Origin of the sequence: Pantoea sp. UBA5923 (assembly GCF_002431095.1) — a bacterium.
Lineage (GTDB): Bacteria > Pseudomonadota > Gammaproteobacteria > Enterobacterales > Enterobacteriaceae > Pantoea > Pantoea piersonii.
In genome coordinates, this window is record NZ_DJDN01000044.1 from 96,043 (window position 1) to 111,572 (window position 15,530).

The 15,530-nt window shown below is 59.4% G+C and carries 13 protein-coding genes and 1 riboswitch; of the genes, 3 read left to right on the forward strand and 10 right to left on the reverse strand.

Translation table 11 applies throughout. The features are described from left to right. Positions 1-361: 361 nt before the first annotated feature. A riboswitch (TPP riboswitch) is annotated at positions 362-458 on the forward strand. Between the two features lie 34 nt (positions 459-492). The 3 genes from thiM (at position 493) to fbaB (ending at position 3,285) form a co-directional block, all read left to right on the forward strand. Beyond that, positions 493-1,287, forward strand: a complete 795-nt coding sequence (thiM, locus tag B3797_RS11130; protein WP_311791098.1) for a hydroxyethylthiazole kinase — start codon at positions 493-495, stop codon at positions 1,285-1,287. Continuing rightward, on the forward strand, positions 1,284-2,084 hold the full coding sequence (gene thiD, locus B3797_RS11135; RefSeq protein ID WP_311791099.1) for a bifunctional hydroxymethylpyrimidine kinase/phosphomethylpyrimidine kinase: 801 nt from the start codon (positions 1,284-1,286) through the stop codon (positions 2,082-2,084). Before thiM ends, thiD begins: the two co-directional genes overlap by 4 nt. Positions 2,085-2,232: 148 nt before the next feature. Then, positions 2,233-3,285 carry a class I fructose-bisphosphate aldolase gene (fbaB, locus tag B3797_RS11140; RefSeq protein ID WP_033750266.1) on the forward strand — a complete coding sequence of 351 codons (1,053 nt, stop codon included), beginning with the start codon at positions 2,233-2,235 and terminating at the stop codon, positions 3,283-3,285. Between the two features lie 109 nt (positions 3,286-3,394). Here the strand turns inward: fbaB and B3797_RS11145 are convergent, their stop codons facing one another. The 10 genes from B3797_RS11145 to mdtD all read right to left on the reverse strand — a co-directional run. Beyond that, complete coding sequence (locus tag B3797_RS11145) at positions 3,395-4,081, reverse strand: GntR family transcriptional regulator (protein WP_311791100.1); 687 nt, start codon at positions 4,079-4,081, stop codon at positions 3,395-3,397. Between the two features lie 100 nt (positions 4,082-4,181). After that, positions 4,182-5,642: a mannitol dehydrogenase family protein gene (locus B3797_RS11150; RefSeq protein WP_311791101.1), complete on the reverse strand. Its 1,461-nt coding sequence runs from the start codon at positions 5,640-5,642 to the stop codon at positions 4,182-4,184. A gap of 64 nt (positions 5,643-5,706) precedes the next feature. Continuing rightward, a complete protein-coding gene (locus B3797_RS11155; RefSeq protein ID WP_311791102.1) occupies positions 5,707-6,990 on the reverse strand; it encodes an MFS transporter in 1,284 nt (427 codons plus the stop codon). 77 nt (positions 6,991-7,067) lie between these two features. Further along, positions 7,068-8,075 carry a Zn-dependent oxidoreductase gene (locus B3797_RS11160; protein WP_120453252.1) on the reverse strand — a complete coding sequence of 336 codons (1,008 nt, stop codon included), beginning with the start codon at positions 8,073-8,075 and terminating at the stop codon, positions 7,068-7,070. Between the two features lie 10 nt (positions 8,076-8,085). Continuing rightward, positions 8,086-9,300: a D-mannonate dehydratase ManD gene (gene manD, locus B3797_RS11165; protein WP_120453254.1), complete on the reverse strand. Its 1,215-nt coding sequence runs from the start codon at positions 9,298-9,300 to the stop codon at positions 8,086-8,088. Positions 9,301-9,622: 322 nt separating this feature from the next. Then, complete coding sequence (gene yegS / locus B3797_RS11170) at positions 9,623-10,522, reverse strand: lipid kinase YegS (RefSeq protein WP_311791103.1); 900 nt, start codon at positions 10,520-10,522, stop codon at positions 9,623-9,625. Between the two features lie 222 nt (positions 10,523-10,744). Next, positions 10,745-12,106: a tRNA 5-hydroxyuridine modification protein YegQ gene (gene yegQ, locus B3797_RS11175; RefSeq protein ID WP_311791104.1), complete on the reverse strand. Its 1,362-nt coding sequence runs from the start codon at positions 12,104-12,106 to the stop codon at positions 10,745-10,747. 120 nt (positions 12,107-12,226) lie between these two features. Further along, a complete protein-coding gene (baeR, locus tag B3797_RS11180; protein WP_311791107.1) occupies positions 12,227-12,934 on the reverse strand; it encodes a two-component system response regulator BaeR in 708 nt (235 codons plus the stop codon). Between the two features lie 6 nt (positions 12,935-12,940). Continuing rightward, entirely contained in the window at positions 12,941-14,329 is a 1,389-nt protein-coding gene (gene baeS, locus B3797_RS11185) for a two-component system sensor histidine kinase BaeS (RefSeq protein ID WP_311782601.1), read from the reverse strand. Continuing rightward, positions 14,326-15,530 (reverse strand): multidrug transporter subunit MdtD (gene mdtD / locus B3797_RS11190; protein WP_311791105.1); only part of this gene is annotated, 1,205 nt, incomplete at its 5' end. The genes mdtD and baeS, both read right to left, overlap by 4 nt.

Sequence of the window (15,530 nt, forward strand, 5' to 3'; positions counted from 1 at the left end):
ATAAATGGAAAAAACGTCATTTTGTTTTCCTGAGCCTGGCGGCAATTGAGTGAAAGTTTTTAACGCGATGATAATTATCATTATTATTCACTGTCTCAGGCAGGCGGGGTTTATGCGGCAGACAGGGCAGCCTGGCGAAACCAGAGGCTTCGCTAACCGATCCATGCGCTATATTTTTGGCTCGCTAATATTTAATAAAATATTTTGCTGGCAGCCGCTTAATTTAAAACCCGCAGCATTAAGCCCTTTTTTTCTCCCGGGCTGGTTGATCGAGATCATGCTGAACTACGCTAACTGGTAATACCTCTTTAGAGGTAGCTATATTGCTTTCCCTGGCCGCCTCTCTTATGCTGCTAGCGTACCATTCGACTCGGGGTGCCCTTCTTCGTGAAGGCTGAGAAATACCCGTATTACCTGATCTGGATAATGCCAGCGTAGGGAAGTCAGATGCCTGACCGCATTCGCCTTCTTGTTCGCCGGTTGGGAGTAATAATGATCCACCAACCTCAACGCTTTTCCGACGCGCATTTCGCGCCCGTTCTCGCCCGTTTCGTTCAGCAGCAGCCGCTGGTTCACTGTATGACCAACGACGTGGTGCAGAACTTCACCGCCAACGTATTGCTGGCGCTTCACGCTTCGCCCGCGATGGTGATCGACCCTGATGAGGCCGCGCAGTTTGCCGCGATAGCCGATGCGTTACTGATCAATGTCGGCACGCTGACCTGCGACCGCCGCGATGCGATGCTGGCGGCGGTACAGGCCGCTGAGGCGGCGCAGACGCCCTGGGTGCTCGATCCGGTCGCGGTCGGCGCGCTGCGGCTGCGCACTGAATTCAGCCAGCAGCTTCTTGCGCGGCGGCCTGCCGCGGTGCGCGGCAACGCCTCTGAAATTCTTGCGCTGGCGCAGCAGAGCGCTGGCGGGCGTGGGGTAGATACGCAGCATCAGGCGGAAGCGGCGCTGGAGGCGGCGCGCAGCCTGGCGAAGCGCGCGCAAACGCTGGTGGTCGTCAGCGGCGAGGTCGATTACGTCACAGACGGGGATACGACCTTGAGCGTACCCGGCGGCAGCGCGCTGATGACCCGCGTGGTGGGCACCGGCTGCGCGCTTTCCGCCGTAGTGGCGGCCTTTTGCAGCCTGCCTGGCGAGCGGCTGCACAACGTCGCCAGCGCCTGCCGCGTGATGGCGTGCGCAGGTGAACGCGCCGCTGCGCAGACAGGCGCGCCGGGCAGCTTCGCCACGCTGTTTATTGATGCCTTATGGCAGCTGGCACAGGAGGCGCGCGCATGAAGCGTATCAACGCCCTGACTATTGCCGGAACCGACCCCAGCGGCGGCGCAGGCATACAGGCCGATCTCAAGGCTTTTTCAGCGCTCGGTGCCTATGGAACCAGCGTCATTACCGCGCTGGTGGCGCAGAATACCTGCGGCGTGCAGTCGGTCTATCGTATCGATCCAGACTTTGTGGCGGCGCAGCTCGACTCGGTACTGAGCGACGTACGCATCGATACGGCGAAAATCGGCATGCTCTCGGAAACCGCTATCGTGCAAAAAGTGGCGGAAAAGCTGAAACGAGCCGACATCCCCTTTGTGGTGCTGGATACGGTGATGGTGGCGAAAAGCGGCGATCCCTTACTCTCGCCAGGCGCGATCGCCAGCGTACGCGAGCTGCTGCTGCCGCAGGTGTCGTTAATTACGCCAAATCTGCCGGAAGCGGCAGCGCTGCTTGAGGGCGCGCCAGCGCGCAGCGAAGAGGCGATGCTGGAGCAGGGCAACGCGCTGCTGGAGCTCGGTTGCCAGGCGGTGCTGATGAAGGGAGGTCATCTTGGCGACAGCGAAAGCCCGGACTGGCTGATCACGCGCGAGGGCGCAGAGCGCTTTACCGCGCCGCGCGTCAACACGCGCCATACACACGGCACCGGCTGTTCGCTCTCCGCCGCGCTGGCGGCGCTGCGCCCACGTCATGACAGCTGGGCGCAAACGCTGCGCGAGGCGAAAGCGTGGCTGCAACAGGCGCTGATGCAGGCCGATACGCTGGAAGTAGGCAAAGGCATCGGGCCGGTGCACCATTTTCATCGCTGGTGGTAGGGCAGAACGCCCTGGAATGAGAAATCTTGCTACGGATCCGTCTGAAAAATGGAGTCAGCAATTTGCGTCGTGATGCTGCGACGTTCAGGCTGTGGTGGCTCGCGCCGGTCTGCGCCGGCGCATCACCTCTTTTCTGACAGGAGTTAACATGACGGACATCGTACAGTTACTGGGCCAGGACGCGGATTCTCTTCTTCAGCATCGCTGTCTGGCACTGCCCGCGGAAAACCTCTATTTGCCCGGCCCCGATTATGTCGATCGCGTGATGATCGACAATAACCGTTCGCCTGCGGTGCTGCGTAATATGCAGACGCTATACAATACCGGCCGCCTCGCGGGCACCGGCTATCTGTCAATCCTGCCGGTCGATCAGGGCGTGGAGCATTCGGCGGGCGCCTCCTTTGCCGCCAACCCGCACTATTTCGATCCCAAACATATCGTTGAGCTGGCGATTGAAGCGGGCTGTAACTGCGTGGCGTCAACCTATGGCGTGCTGGCCTCGGTGGCGCGCCGTTACGCGCATCGTATTCCCTTTATGGTGAAGCTGAACCACAACGAAACCCTGAGCTATCCGACGCAGTACGACCAGACGCTCTATGCCAGCGTCGAGCAGGCGTTCAATATGGGGGCGGTCGCCGTCGGCGCCACTATCTATTTTGGTTCTGAACAGTCGCGCCGCCAGATTGAAGAGATCGCCGCCGCTTTCGAACGCGCGCACGAGCTGGGCATGGTCACGGTACTCTGGGCTTACCTGCGCAATAACGATTTCAAAAAAGATGGCGTGGACTATCATGCCAGCGCCGATCTCACCGGACAGGCTAACCATCTGGCGGCGACCATCGGCGCGGATATCGTCAAGCAGAAGCTGGCAGAAAATAACGGCGGCTACAAGGCGGTGAAGTTCGGTCACACCGACGAACGCGTTTACAGCACCCTGACCACAGATAACCCGATTGACCTGGTGCGCTACCAGCTGGCGAACTGCTATATGGGCCGCGCCGGGCTGATTAATTCCGGCGGCGCGTCGGCGGGCGAAACCGATATCGCAGAATCGGTGCGCACCGCGGTCATCAATAAGCGCGCGGGCGGCATGGGGCTAATCCTGGGGCGTAAGGCGTTTAAAAAGTCGCTGAAGGATGGCGTGGCGCTGATCAATGCGGTGCAGGATGTCTATCTCTCTAAAGAGGTCACCATCGCCTGATTAAACCCGGCTTCGCCGACGGCTTAAGGGGTCTGGATAAGATGTTTACGGATCCTGAGGTGAAGAGATGAAAAAGGCCAGCCGGGCGCTGGCCTTCTTTATTATGAGATTACAATGACTCAAACCACTCGCTGTTGCGCTCGGCAATGGGGGTAATGGAGAAAATCATCTCCTGCAGATGACGGCGCATTGCTGCTTCGGCAGCGTCAGCATCGTGATTTTTCAAGGCTGACAAAATCTCCTCATGCTGCTCTATCAGGCTATCCGGCGGCGAGACTTCGCTCAGCGTCAGGAAGCGCACGCGGTCCATCGCCGCTTTGATATTTTCTACCGTCTCCCACGCCAGCGCGCAGTTAATGCTCTCGGCAATCAGCCGGTGAAACTCATCGTCGAGGCTCAGAAACGCCTGGCTGTCCTGACGGCTGGCCGCCATTTTTTGCAGCTGAAGATTGTGCTCCAGCGTCATCAGCGCCGCAGGTTCAATCTCCAGCGCCGCACGCCGCACGACCGAAACCTCTACCGCTTCGCGAATAAACCGGCCATCCGCTACGCGGCGCGCGGAGATTTTCCGCACGAAGGTGCCGCGCTGCGGCAGCACCTGCACCAGACCCGCCTCTGCCAGCTTGATAAAGGCTTCACGCACCGGCTGGCGCGACACGTTAAACCGGGCTGAAACTTCTTTTTCTGACAGCAGTGAACCCGGCTGGATGACGCAGGTCACGATATCCTTCCGCAGATAACGATAGATCTGCTGGTTAACCGGTTCGCTGGTGGTGATGGTATAGGCGATTGACATGCGGCATATCCGTATTACGGCTGGCCGTAGCCAGCCCGTTGGGAAAGTGTCAGTCTAATCAGCGCGCTGCGACTGCGCCAGCGCTTTTGCTACTGAACAATTACAGCGCATGAACAATCTGCGCCACGGTGGCGCGCGCGCCATGCTCGCGCAGCTGCAGCCAGAAGCGCGTCAGCGTGGCGACGACTTCCGCATTCTGCGCCAGATCTTCGCCAAATACCGCTTTCATCCCCAGCAGCGCTTTCACGCGCGCTTCGCCTTCGGCACTGGCCGCCACGCGCTCCGCCAGCTCCGCTTTCAGCGGATCGCGGATCTCGATTGGCGCGCCTTGCTCATCCACGCCGCCGACATAGCGCATCCAGCCCGCTACGCCCAGCAGCAGCAGATCGCAGTTGCTGCCGTTGCGCAGGTGCCAGCGCACGCTGTCGAGCAGGCGCTGCGGCAGCTTCTGCGTGCCGTCGGTTGCGATCTGCCAGGTGCGGTGCTTAATCGCGCGGTTTTCGTAACGCGCGATCAGCGAGTCGGCGTAGGCGGTGAGATCGACGCCCGGCGTGCGCAGCGTCGGCGCCTGCTGATCAAGCATCAGCCTGCGCGCGGCGGTGCGCAGGCTGGTATCGGCCATACAGTCGCTGATGTATTCATAGCCGGAGAGGAAGCCGAGATAAGCCAGAAAGGAGTGGCTGCCGTTAAGCATGCGCAGCTTCATCTCTTCAAAGGGCAGTACGTCTTTAACCAGTTCTGCGCCCGCCTGCTCCCAGGCTGGCCGACCGCTGACGAAATTATCCTCGATGACCCACTGGAAAAAGGGTTCCGCTTCGACCGCGACCGGGTCGCTACAGCCGAGGCGTTCGGCAAGCTGAGCAAAGGCGCTGTCGGTCATCGCCGGAACGATGCGGTCGACCATAGTGGAAGGGAAGGTGACATGCTGCTGAATATAGTCCGCCAGCGCGCCATCCTGCCGCTGCGCCAGCTGCACAATCACATTGCGCGTGACGTGGCCGTTTTCTGGCATATTGTCGCAGGACATCACACTGAACGGCGGCAGTCCCGCGTCGCGGCGTCGGCGGATCGCCGCCAGAATCAGACCCGGCAGCGAACGCGGCGCATCGGGATGGGCCAGATCGTGCAGGATATCGGGATGTTCATGGTTGAGGTCGCCGCTGGCGGGATGATGACAGTAGCCTTTCTCCGTTACCGTCATAGAGACAATCGCCACGTCCGGCTGGCTCATGGCGGCGATGACCGCCTCAATGCCATCGCCTTTGCCGTGTAGCGCTGAGGTGATGACGCCGATGACACGCGTATTCAGCGAGTCGTCAGCCATTTCCGTGAGGGTATACAGGTGATCCTGCTGACGCAGCGCCTGAATCAGCTCGCCGCTGTTGAGGTTGACTTCACAATAGCCCCAGTCGCTGCCCTGTTCCGCCAGTTTGTCGCTGCACAGCGCCTGATGCGCGCGGTGAAAAGCGCCGAAGCCAATATGCACCATGCGGGTTTTCAGTTTGCTGCGATCGTAGCGCGGGCGCTGCACGTCGGCGGGAAGGCGATCAATCTCTAACATAGTCCGTCCTTATGGCAAACGGGGCGTCCTGCGCCCCGTGATTCAGTCATGTAAAACGTTCTGCTTACACCGAAACCGGCTTCTTGCTCGCTTTCGGGCTGCGGATAACGAACAGCACCAGGAAGGCGCCAACGGCGGCGACGCAGCCAGCCAGCACAAAGGCGCTGTCAAACTTGCCGGTATGCTGCACGATAAAGCCGGTGACGATCGGGCCGATGATGCCCGAGAGGCTGCCTACCAGATGGATAAAGCCGCTGATGCTGCCGACGCGGCTCTTGTGCACCACGTCCTGAATAATCGCCCAGTAGATGGCCCCGGTGATATAGAGGAAGAAGATCGATATCGACATCATCATCACCGCAGAGTTGACCTCTTTTACCGTACCCGCCAGCGCCACACAAACGGCGGCGGCGAACAGTGAGACCACCAGCACAATTTTACGGGACAACAGTAACTTGCCGGTAATATTGAAGATCTTGTCTGAGATCCAGCCGCCCAGCGCCAGGCCGACGAAGCCGACAATCCACGGGATCATGGTGGTGATCGACATCGATTTAATATCGAGGCCGTGTGCCTGCACCAGATAGGCCGGGAACCAGCTCAGGAAGAAGAACAGAATATAGTTGTAGCAGAAGAAGGCGAAGGCGGTGACCAGAATAATCGGCTGGCGCAGATAGTAGCCGAAGCCGTGGGACGCCTGCGCCAGATCTGCCTCTTCGCCCGGCTGCTCAGCTTTCAGTTTATCAACCAGCGCGCGCTCTTCATCCGAGACATGCTTGCTCTTTGCCGGGTTGTCTGCTGAAACAAACAGCCAGACCGCCATCCATACCAGACCAATCAGGCAGATAATAACGAAAGCGGGACGCCAGCCGAAGGCGAGCGCAAGGTAGCCGATAATGGGGCCCGCTACCGCGCCGCCCAGCGGCGAACCGGCGCTCAGCAGGCCCATCGCGGTGGCGGCCTGTTTTTTCGGGAACCAGCCGTTAATTGCTTTGTTGGCCGAGGCGCAAATTGGGCCTTCCGCCATGCCGAACAGCACGCGCAGGATCAGCATCGACCAGAAGCCAGTCGCCAGCGCGGTCATGCCGCAGAACAGCGACCACATGCCAACCGCCAGGCCAAGCACGATTTTCGGGCCAAAGCGGTCAGTGGCGACGCCGCCGACGAAGTTGAACAAGGCATAGCCGAAGAAGAAGCTGCCGAAGATCATGCCGAACTGTTCAGCGTTGATCGCCAGATCTTTTTCTACCAGCGGCAGGGTAAGGGAGAGGGCGACACGATCGAGGTAGTTGATCATGTAAACAAGAAACAACAGCAGTACAATTGTCCAGCGCAGATTTTTAAACATAGTGGCTCCAACGCTTTTTTATAGTGATAGTAGGCCGGCAGCGCGCTGCCGGCTGAATCCCCGGTGAGGCAAGGCGGCTACATCTCTAAAACGACCTTACAGCAGGTGCGGGGGTCTTTTTCGAACAGCGTCATCGCGCGTTCGATTTCGTCGAGCGAAAAGTAGTGCGTAACCAGTTTTTCTGGCTGGATCAGCCCCTGTTCCATCCACTCAATGACCTGTGGAAAGCGATGGCTGTTAAGGCGAGAGGTAAACAGCGACAGCTCTTTGCTGGTGAGACTTTGTTGCGTGATGCTACACGGCTCGCCGGAGAAGCCGAGCAGTCCGATACGCGCGGCGGGCGAGGCGATCGCCGCTGCTTCTGCCAGAATCGACGGATGGCAGGCGGCATCAATAATCAGCGTCGGCTGCACCCCTTCCAGCTGCGCCGCCAGCGCCACTTCGGCGTTGTTGAAGACACGATCCGCGCCGCTGGCCTGCGCCAGCTCAAGACGCTCCGGCAGACGATCCACCACCAGCACCTGCGCTACCTTATAGACGCCTTTCAGCACCTGAATCGCCGTCAGGCCCATCGGGCCAGCGCCGTAAATCAGCGCCACATCCTGCGGCTGCGGCTTAAGGAACGCGGTAATATTGGCCGCGATAGTGAAAGGTTCCACCATACTGGCGAGCCTGTCAGGGATGGTCGTCGGCAGGGTATAGGCGTTGCTGGCGGGCGCGACGCTATACTCGCTGAAGCCGCCGTCGCGATGTACGCCGATCACGCTCAGCGTGGTGCAAACGTTAGGGCGGCCTACCGAGCAGGGATAGCAGTGGCCGCAGCTGACGACGGGATCGACCGCCACGCGTTCGCCGATGCGGCTGGCGTCAACACCGTCGCCGACGGCGTCAATCACGCCGAAAAATTCATGGCCGATGACGCGCGGATATTTAGCGAAAGGGTTATGCCCATGCCAGATATGCACGTCGGAGCCGCAGATGCTGGCGTATTTCACCTTTACGCGTACTTCGCCCGCAGCGGGTGCAGGTAACGGACGCTCCGCCAGAACCAGCGTGCCGGGTTGTTCTATAACAACGCTTTTCATGATGCGCTCCTTACCAGTTCCACAGTGTGCCGTCTTCCAGACGGGCCACCGGCAGATAAGCGGGTTCATAGGGATATTTCGCCGCCAGCTTTTCATTAAATTCGATACCCAGCCCCGGCTTGTCGCCCGGATGCATAAAGCCATCTTCGAAGCGCCAGTTAGCGTCAAACAGCTCCATCATCTGCTCGGAGAAGCCCATATACTCCTGCACGCCGAAGTTCGGCACCCACAGGTCAAAGTGGAGCGCCGCCGCCATGCAGACCGGCGAGAGATCCGAGGGGCCGTGAGAGCCGGTGCGCACCTGATAGAGCGAGGCGAAATCGGCGATGCGGCGCATGCCGGTGATGCCGCCTGCGTGGGTGATGGTGGTGCGGATATAGTCGATCAGCTGCTCTTCAATCAGCTGCTTGCAGTCCCAGATACTGTTAAACACTTCGCCGACCGCAATCGGCGTAACGGTATGCTGGCGGATCAGGCGGAAGCACGCCTGGTTTTCAGCGGGCGTCGGGTCTTCCATCCAGAACAGGCGGTAATCTTCGACGCTTTTGCCGAAGCGCGCCGCTTCGATTGGCGTCAGGCGGTGATGCATATCGTGCAGCAGATGTTCGTTAAAGCCGAATTTATCGCGGATGGCTTCAAACAGCTTCGGCGTAAAGTCGAGGTACTTCTCCGTTGACCACAGCTGCTCTTCCGGCCAGTTCCCTTTGGTTGCTGGCTCATAGGCCAGCCCTTTACCTTTCGCCATGCCGTAAGTGGTTTTCATGCCCGGCACGCCGCACTGGGCGCGAATCGCTTTGAAGCCCATCTCCTTGTGCTTCGCGTAGTCATCCATCACTTCATCGATGGTATGGCCGGTGGTGTGGCAATAGACCATAACGCCGGTGCGCGAGGCGCCGCCCAGCAGCTGGTAGAGCGGCATATTGGCGGCTTTGCCTTTGATATCCCACAGCGCCGTATCGACCGCAGAGATAGCGGACATGGTGACCGGCCCGCGACGCCAGTAGGCGCCTTTATAGAAATATTGCCAGATATCCTCGATCTGATGCGCGTCGCGGCCAATCAGCTGCGGACACACATGATCTTTCAGGTAGGAGGCGACCGGCAGTTCGCGGCCGTTAAGGGTCGCGTCGCCGATGCCGGTAATGCCTTCATCGGTGGTAATTTTCAGCGTAACGAAGTTTCTGCCTGCGCAGGTAACAAAGACTTCAGCGTTAACAATTTTCATTTTCCGTGGCCTTCATTCAGCAATCAATGCTGAAAAAGTACGCGCATTTATACTACCATACAAGTTAAGGTTGCAGAGTTGTGAAGACAATCACAGAGAGAATTTCAGGGCTGGCGCGCAGCCCTGAAGCCCGCGGCAGCGGCAGAAAAGCTAACAAGCGGGCAGCATGGCCCGAAAAGCAAAACGTCCCGCGCCGTGAATGACGCGGGACGAGCAGGCAGGGATATTTCTGTTGCGTTTTTACCATCGGGCCATGCTGCGCACGCCAGCGCAGCCGGTTTTAGTCAAGGCAGAGCTTAACTCAGCGCCCGGGAGGCTAACGTCAGGCCAGCAACGCGCACTGCGGCGGCAGACGGCAGCTAAGCGCGCCGGGCAGTACCTCAATGTCGAATTCGCGGCCGGAGAGGGGTTCGCCATCCAGGTTAAAGGTCATCTCATTTGGCGAAACGATGCGCAGCGAGGTGAGTTTAGCGGTCACGATATTCGGATTGTCGTCGTTGCTGGTCAGCGAGTGCAGCAGGGTGGGCAGCAGCTCCTGCGCGGTGACGATGCTGACGTCCAGCAGGCCGTCGTTGATCAGCGCTGACGGACACAAACGCTGGCCACCGCCCGCCTGACGCCCGTTGCCGACGCCAATCGCCAGCGCGTCGCCCTGCCAGTGAAACTCCGGGCCGGAAATCTCGCAGCTGTCGGGCTTCAGCGTGTCCATCCGCATCAGTCCGTGAATAAAATAGGAGACGCCGCCCAGCGCAGACTTCAGCTTCTCCGGCGTTTCGGTCGTGATACGGGTGCCAAAGCCGCCGGTCGCCATATTAATGAAAAAGCGATCCTGATTAACCCGCGCCAGGTCGATAACGTGGGCCTTGCCCTGAACCGCCAGGCGCAGCGCGGGCTCCATTTCGGCGGGAATGCCGACGCTGGTGGCGAAGTCATTAGCGGTGCCAAGCGGAAGAATGCCCAGTACCGGCCGCCGGGCGGCCTCGACGGCGGTCAGCGCGGTGGCGATTTCGTTAATGGTGCCGTCGCCGCCGCCAGCGACGATAGTCTCTGCGCCCAGCCGCAGCGCTTCCTCGACGTAGCGTTCGCCGTCGCCTTTCTCCCATGTCACGCGTACGGCGATGGCAAAGCCCTCATCGCGCAGCGTCGTGACAGCCGCACGCAGATCCTCATTACCTGCACCTTTGCCATTAAGAATGAGTAGAGTAAGCGATTGTTTTTCCATTATCCGTTCCTTGAAAACCCACAAAGATTTCTGCTTATAGCATAGTCAGGAGGGAAAATTTACGGGAGAAAAGCGGAAAAAAGAAAACCCGCACGGGGGAGCCGGGCGGGTGAATGAGGTGGTTCCTGATACAACAGCTATTAGTTGTTACTCGTTCGCAGCAGGCGCGACTATAAAGGAGCGCGCAGCGGCGGTCTGTGATCCTGTTCTAACTTCATCCGTTTACTTTCGCGACGTGAGTAATTTGTTATGGGGATCGCGCGTGCTGCTGCCGTCGGTAAAATTGCGCAGCAGCAGGCCAAACGCCAGCCCGACATCCGCAGGCACCGGTATCCAGACGCGATGGCCATCGCCAGGCGCGACGTCAATAGCCGCGCCGCGCGCATCCTGCATCGCTTCCAGCCTGCAGTTCAGATTACCGTTAGGCGTCATGATCTCCAGGCTGTCGCCGAGCAAAAACTTATTTTTCACCGCTACTTCTGCCCAGTCGCCGCGACGCTCGCCGGTAAATTCGCCGACAAACTGCTGGCGCTCCGAAATTGAATAGCCCTGCGCGTAGTTCTGGTAACTGTCGTGCGTATGGCGGCGCAAAAAGCCCTCGGTATAGCCGCGATGCGCCAGCCCCTCCAGCGTGGTCAGCAGTTCTGGATCGAAGGGCTTACCGGCTGCGGCGTCGTCGATAGCGCGGCGATAAACCTGCGCCGTACGCGCGCAATAGTAGAAGGATTTGGTGCGGCCTTCGATTTTCAGCGAATGAACTCCCATCGCGCTCAGGCGCTCGACGTGCGCTACCGCGCGCAGATCTTTCGAGTTCATAATGTAGGTGCCGTGTTCATCTTCAAAGGCGCTCATCACCTCGCCCGGCTTCATCTTCTCTTCCAGCAGGAACACCTTATCGGTAGGCTGGCCAATACCCAGCGTCGGCGTCACCTCCTGTACCTCAACGATATTGCCTGCCTCGTCCTCCTTGCCTTCCTCAACCTTATATTCCCAGCGGCAGGCGTTGGTGCAGGTGCCCTGATTCGGGTCGCGCTTGTTCATATAGCCCGAAAGCAGACAGCGGCCGGAGTAGGCCATGCAGAGCGCCCCGTGGACGAAGATCTCGATTTCCATCTCCGGCACCTGCTGGCGGATCTCGGCGATCTCCTCCAGCGACAGCTCGCGCGACAGGATCACGCGCGTCAGCCCCATCTGCTGCCAGAATTTTACCGTCGCCCAGTTGACCGCATTGGCCTGTACGGAAAGGTGGATCGGCATCTGCGGAAAAGCGTCGCGTACCAGCATAATTAAACCGGGATCGGACATGATCAGCGCATCGGGCTGCATCTCTACTACCGGCGTCAGGTCGCGAATAAAGGTTTTCAGCTTGGCGTTATGCGGCGCGATATTGACCACAACATAGAATTTCTTGCCCAGCGCGTGCGCCTCGGCGATCCCTTTGGCAAGGTTGTCATGGGTAAATTCATTATTGCGCACGCGCAGGCTGTAGCGCGGCTGTCCGGCATAGACCGCGTCTGCGCCATAGGCAAAGGCGTAACGCATATTCTTCAGCGTTCCCGCTGGAGAAAGCAGTTCTGGTTTCATGGTGTTCTCACTGATGTCAGGTCAGCATGCCGCCTGGTGCGGCACGTGCAGCGGTCGTCACCTTAACGGCCCTGCAAAAGGTGCGGAATTGTAGGCGGCAGAGAGAGCAAATCAATTGATCTAGATCAACTGACACAGATCCGCTTCCCAGCGATAACCCATGCCGTACACGGCGCGGATAAACGGCTGGTCGGCGTCGAGGCTTTCCAGCTTGCGCCGCAGATTTTTAATATGACTGTCGATGGTGCGATCGGTGACGACGCGGTAGTCGTCGTAAAGATGATTCAGCAACTGTTCGCGCGAAAAAACTTTTCCCGGCTCCAGCGCCAGGGTTTTCAGCAGGCGGAACTCGGCGGGCGTCAGCTCCAGCGGCTGGTCGTGCCAGCTCGCCTGGAAACGGTTCTCGTCAATTTTCAGCAGTGACGTTTTGCCTGTCTCTTCCGGCGCGCGTCTGACGCGGCGCAGAATGGTTTTCACTCGCGCCACCACTTCGCGCGGGCTGAAAGGCTTACAGATATAGTCATCCGCGCCAATCTCCAGGCCAAGCAGGCGATCGATCTCCTCGGTGCGCGCCGTCACCATAATAATCGGCAGCTCAGAGAAGCGGCGGATTTCGCGGCACAGCGTCAGCCCGTCGCTGCCGGGCAGCATCAGGTCCAGCAGCATCAAATCGGGCGGCGTCTGCTGGACGAAAGGCAGCACCTCGCTGCCGTGGGCAATATGATGGGTGCGGTAGTTGGAGGCTTCCAGATAGTCGATCATCAGCTGCGCCAGCTTCGGCTCGTCTTCCACTACCAGAATCAGCGGGTCGGTTTTTTCGGGGTTCATCATCAGTTACGGCTGGGGGACATAGCGCAATTGTAGCGTGATTTTCAGTCCACCTAAATCAGAGTGCTCCGCAGCGATATGACCACCATGCGCGTCAACAATGTTTTTGCAGATAGCCAGTCCCAGCCCTGAGCCGCCGCTGGCGCGATTGCGCGACCCCTCGGTGCGGTAAAAACGCTCGAAAATTTTCGCCTGCTGCTGCGCGTCCACGCCCGGGGCGCTGTCAGCAAAACTCATCTGCCAGCAGGGCGCTTCATACCAGAGCCGCACCTCAACCTGGCCCGGCGCGTCGGTATAGCGCAGGCTGTTCTCCAGCAGGTTGGTGAACAGCTGCATCAGTCGGTCGGGATCGCCGAAAAAGGGCGCTTCGTCCGGCATTTGCAGCGTCAGCGTCAGGCCGTGGCTGCGATAGCGCTCGTTAAAGCTGCCTGCGCTTACTTCCAGCAGCTGTACCAGATCGGTGGCCTGCTTGCGGTAGGCGAGGGCACCTTCGTCTGAAAGCGAAAGCTGATGCAGATCGTCTACCAGCTTGCTCAGCACGCCGACTTCGCTCAGCAGCGAGCCGATCGCCTCCGGCGTCAGCTGGCGGACGCCATCCTGCATCGCCTCCAGTTCGCCGCGCAGGATCGCCAGCGGCGTGCGTAGCTCGTGGGAAATATCGGCCATAAAGGCGCGACGCATGCTCTCGTTCTTCTCCAGCGAACTGGCGAGGCGGTTAAAGTCCTGCGCCAGCTGGCCCAGCTCGTCGTGGCTGCCGACTTCGACGCGCGTGGCGAAGTTGCCCGCCGCCAGATGGTGCGTGCCCGCCACCAGGCGTTTAACCGGCGCCAGCAGGCCGCGCGACATCAGCCAGGTCACCAGTGCCGCCAGCAGCGTCGACAGGCCGACGATCAGCCAGCTGGTGCGCCTCTGTTGATGATCGAAGTTAATATCGGTGCTGCGCGTCAGGCGCTCCGGCGGCGAACCGACCACCCAGCCGACAATTTTGCCGTTGCTGGTGGTGATATTGCGCCGCGACCCTTCCGGCGGCACCGGCGCGCGCGGCCCTGCCAGCACCTTATACTGCTGGTCGATAATCCAGAACTGGGTACGCCAGCCGTGTGGCGGCAGCTGGTTGCTGCTGTCGGGATTCTGCTCCAGCGAGCGCAGCATGGTGAATACCAGTCGATCGTTATGACGCAGAAAATCCCAGCTGCCGTGTTGTTCATACTGATCGGCCAGCGCGTCGCCCAGCATGGCGAGTCGCTGCTCGTTGCCGCGCTTGATATAGTCGACAAAGCCGTGTTCGAAACTTAAACGCACGCCCCAGTGCATGGTGATCAGCACCAGCATGCAGGTAGAAAAAATCGCTAAAAAGAGTTTGGCGCTGATGCCCAGGCGCAAAGGGGACTTCATGGTTTTCTCCGGCGTCGCAGATCGACGTTTTTACTGGTTTCCTTCGGCACGCGCCAGAACACCAGCGCGGGCAGGGCGATAATCAGCGCCATGCAGGCGTAAGCGGTCATAAACAGCGAATGGGTATTGTCGCTGCTGCCCAGCGCGTCCTGGCCAAAAGCACCCAGCAGCAGGCCAGCGATGGTGACGCCGATACTCATCGACAGCTGCATAATCATCGACAGCAGGCTGTTGCCGCTGGAGGCGAGTTCGTCCGGCAGATCTTTCAGCGTCAGCGTATTCATGGAGGAGAAGCGCAGCGCGTTCACCATGCCCTGCATCAGCAGCACCAGCGGCAGCAGCCATATCCAGCCGAGCAGCGCCACCACCGGGAAAAGCAGCACCACTAAGGCGAGCGCCAGCGTGGTGCCAACCAGCGTATTGCGGTAGCCGAACAGGTTAACGATGCGCACCACCACGCGTTTAATGCCCATATTGCCAAGCACCATCGGGATCATCATCAGCCCGGCGTGAAACGGCGTATAGCCCATGCCAACCTGCAAAAAAATCGGCGTCATAAAAGGCAGCATGCCGCTACCGATGCGGCCGAGAAAGCTGCCGAGCAGACCAATCGAGTAGACAGGGCTGTCAAACAGTTTCAGGCTGAACAGCGCGTTGTCATTGCTGCGCGCATGCATCAGATAAAACAGCAGTGAGAAAACGCCGATCAGGATCATCGCGCCCAGCAGCAGCGGCGAACCACCGCTGCTGCGCTGGCCGTCGAGCGCCATCGTCAGCGTCGCCATGCCGGCGGCCAGCAGCAGAAAGCCGAGAAAGTCGAAGCGCCGCGTCTTCATGGAGTAGTTCGGCATCAGGGTGATGGTGGCGATAGCGCCGACGATGCCGACGGGAATATTAATCAGAAAGATCCAGTGCCAGCTGGCATACTCCACCAGCACGCCGCCGAGCGCCGGGCCGACCAGCGGGCCGATCTGTCCCGGCAGGGTCACAAAGGTCATCGCTGACATATACTGCTCGCGCGGCACGATTTTCATAACGGTTAAGCGACCGACCGGCACCATCATCGCGCCGCCGATGCCTTGCACCACGCGCGCCATCACCAGCTGGTCCAGCGTTGAGGAGAAGGCGCAGAGCAGCGAACCGACGCTGAACAGCACAATAGCGCTGAAGAAGATATTACGCACGCCGAAGCGATCCGCCA

What these genes read in the sequence shown, in the direction of transcription:
- thiM (WP_311791098.1), top strand. Translation starts at nt 493, where the DNA reads ATGATCCACCAACCTCAACGCTTTTCCGACGCGCATTTCGCGCCCGTT.
- thiD (WP_311791099.1), top strand. Translation starts at nt 1,284, where the DNA reads ATGAAGCGTATCAACGCCCTGACTATTGCCGGAACCGACCCCAGCGGC.
- fbaB (WP_033750266.1), top strand. Translation starts at nt 2,233, where the DNA reads ATGACGGACATCGTACAGTTACTGGGCCAGGACGCGGATTCTCTTCTT.
- B3797_RS11145 (WP_311791100.1), bottom strand. Translation starts at nt 4,081, where the DNA reads ATGTCAATCGCCTATACCATCACCACCAGCGAACCGGTTAACCAGCAG.
- B3797_RS11150 (WP_311791101.1), bottom strand. Translation starts at nt 5,642, where the DNA reads ATGTTAGAGATTGATCGCCTTCCCGCCGACGTGCAGCGCCCGCGCTAC.
- B3797_RS11155 (WP_311791102.1), bottom strand. Translation starts at nt 6,990, where the DNA reads ATGTTTAAAAATCTGCGCTGGACAATTGTACTGCTGTTGTTTCTTGTT.
- B3797_RS11160 (WP_120453252.1), bottom strand. Translation starts at nt 8,075, where the DNA reads ATGAAAAGCGTTGTTATAGAACAACCCGGCACGCTGGTTCTGGCGGAG.
- manD (WP_120453254.1), bottom strand. Translation starts at nt 9,300, where the DNA reads ATGAAAATTGTTAACGCTGAAGTCTTTGTTACCTGCGCAGGCAGAAAC.
- yegS (WP_311791103.1), bottom strand. Translation starts at nt 10,522, where the DNA reads ATGGAAAAACAATCGCTTACTCTACTCATTCTTAATGGCAAAGGTGCA.
- yegQ (WP_311791104.1), bottom strand. Translation starts at nt 12,106, where the DNA reads ATGAAACCAGAACTGCTTTCTCCAGCGGGAACGCTGAAGAATATGCGT.
- baeR (WP_311791107.1), bottom strand. Translation starts at nt 12,934, where the DNA reads ATGAACCCCGAAAAAACCGACCCGCTGATTCTGGTAGTGGAAGACGAG.
- baeS (WP_311782601.1), bottom strand. Translation starts at nt 14,329, where the DNA reads ATGAAGTCCCCTTTGCGCCTGGGCATCAGCGCCAAACTCTTTTTAGCG.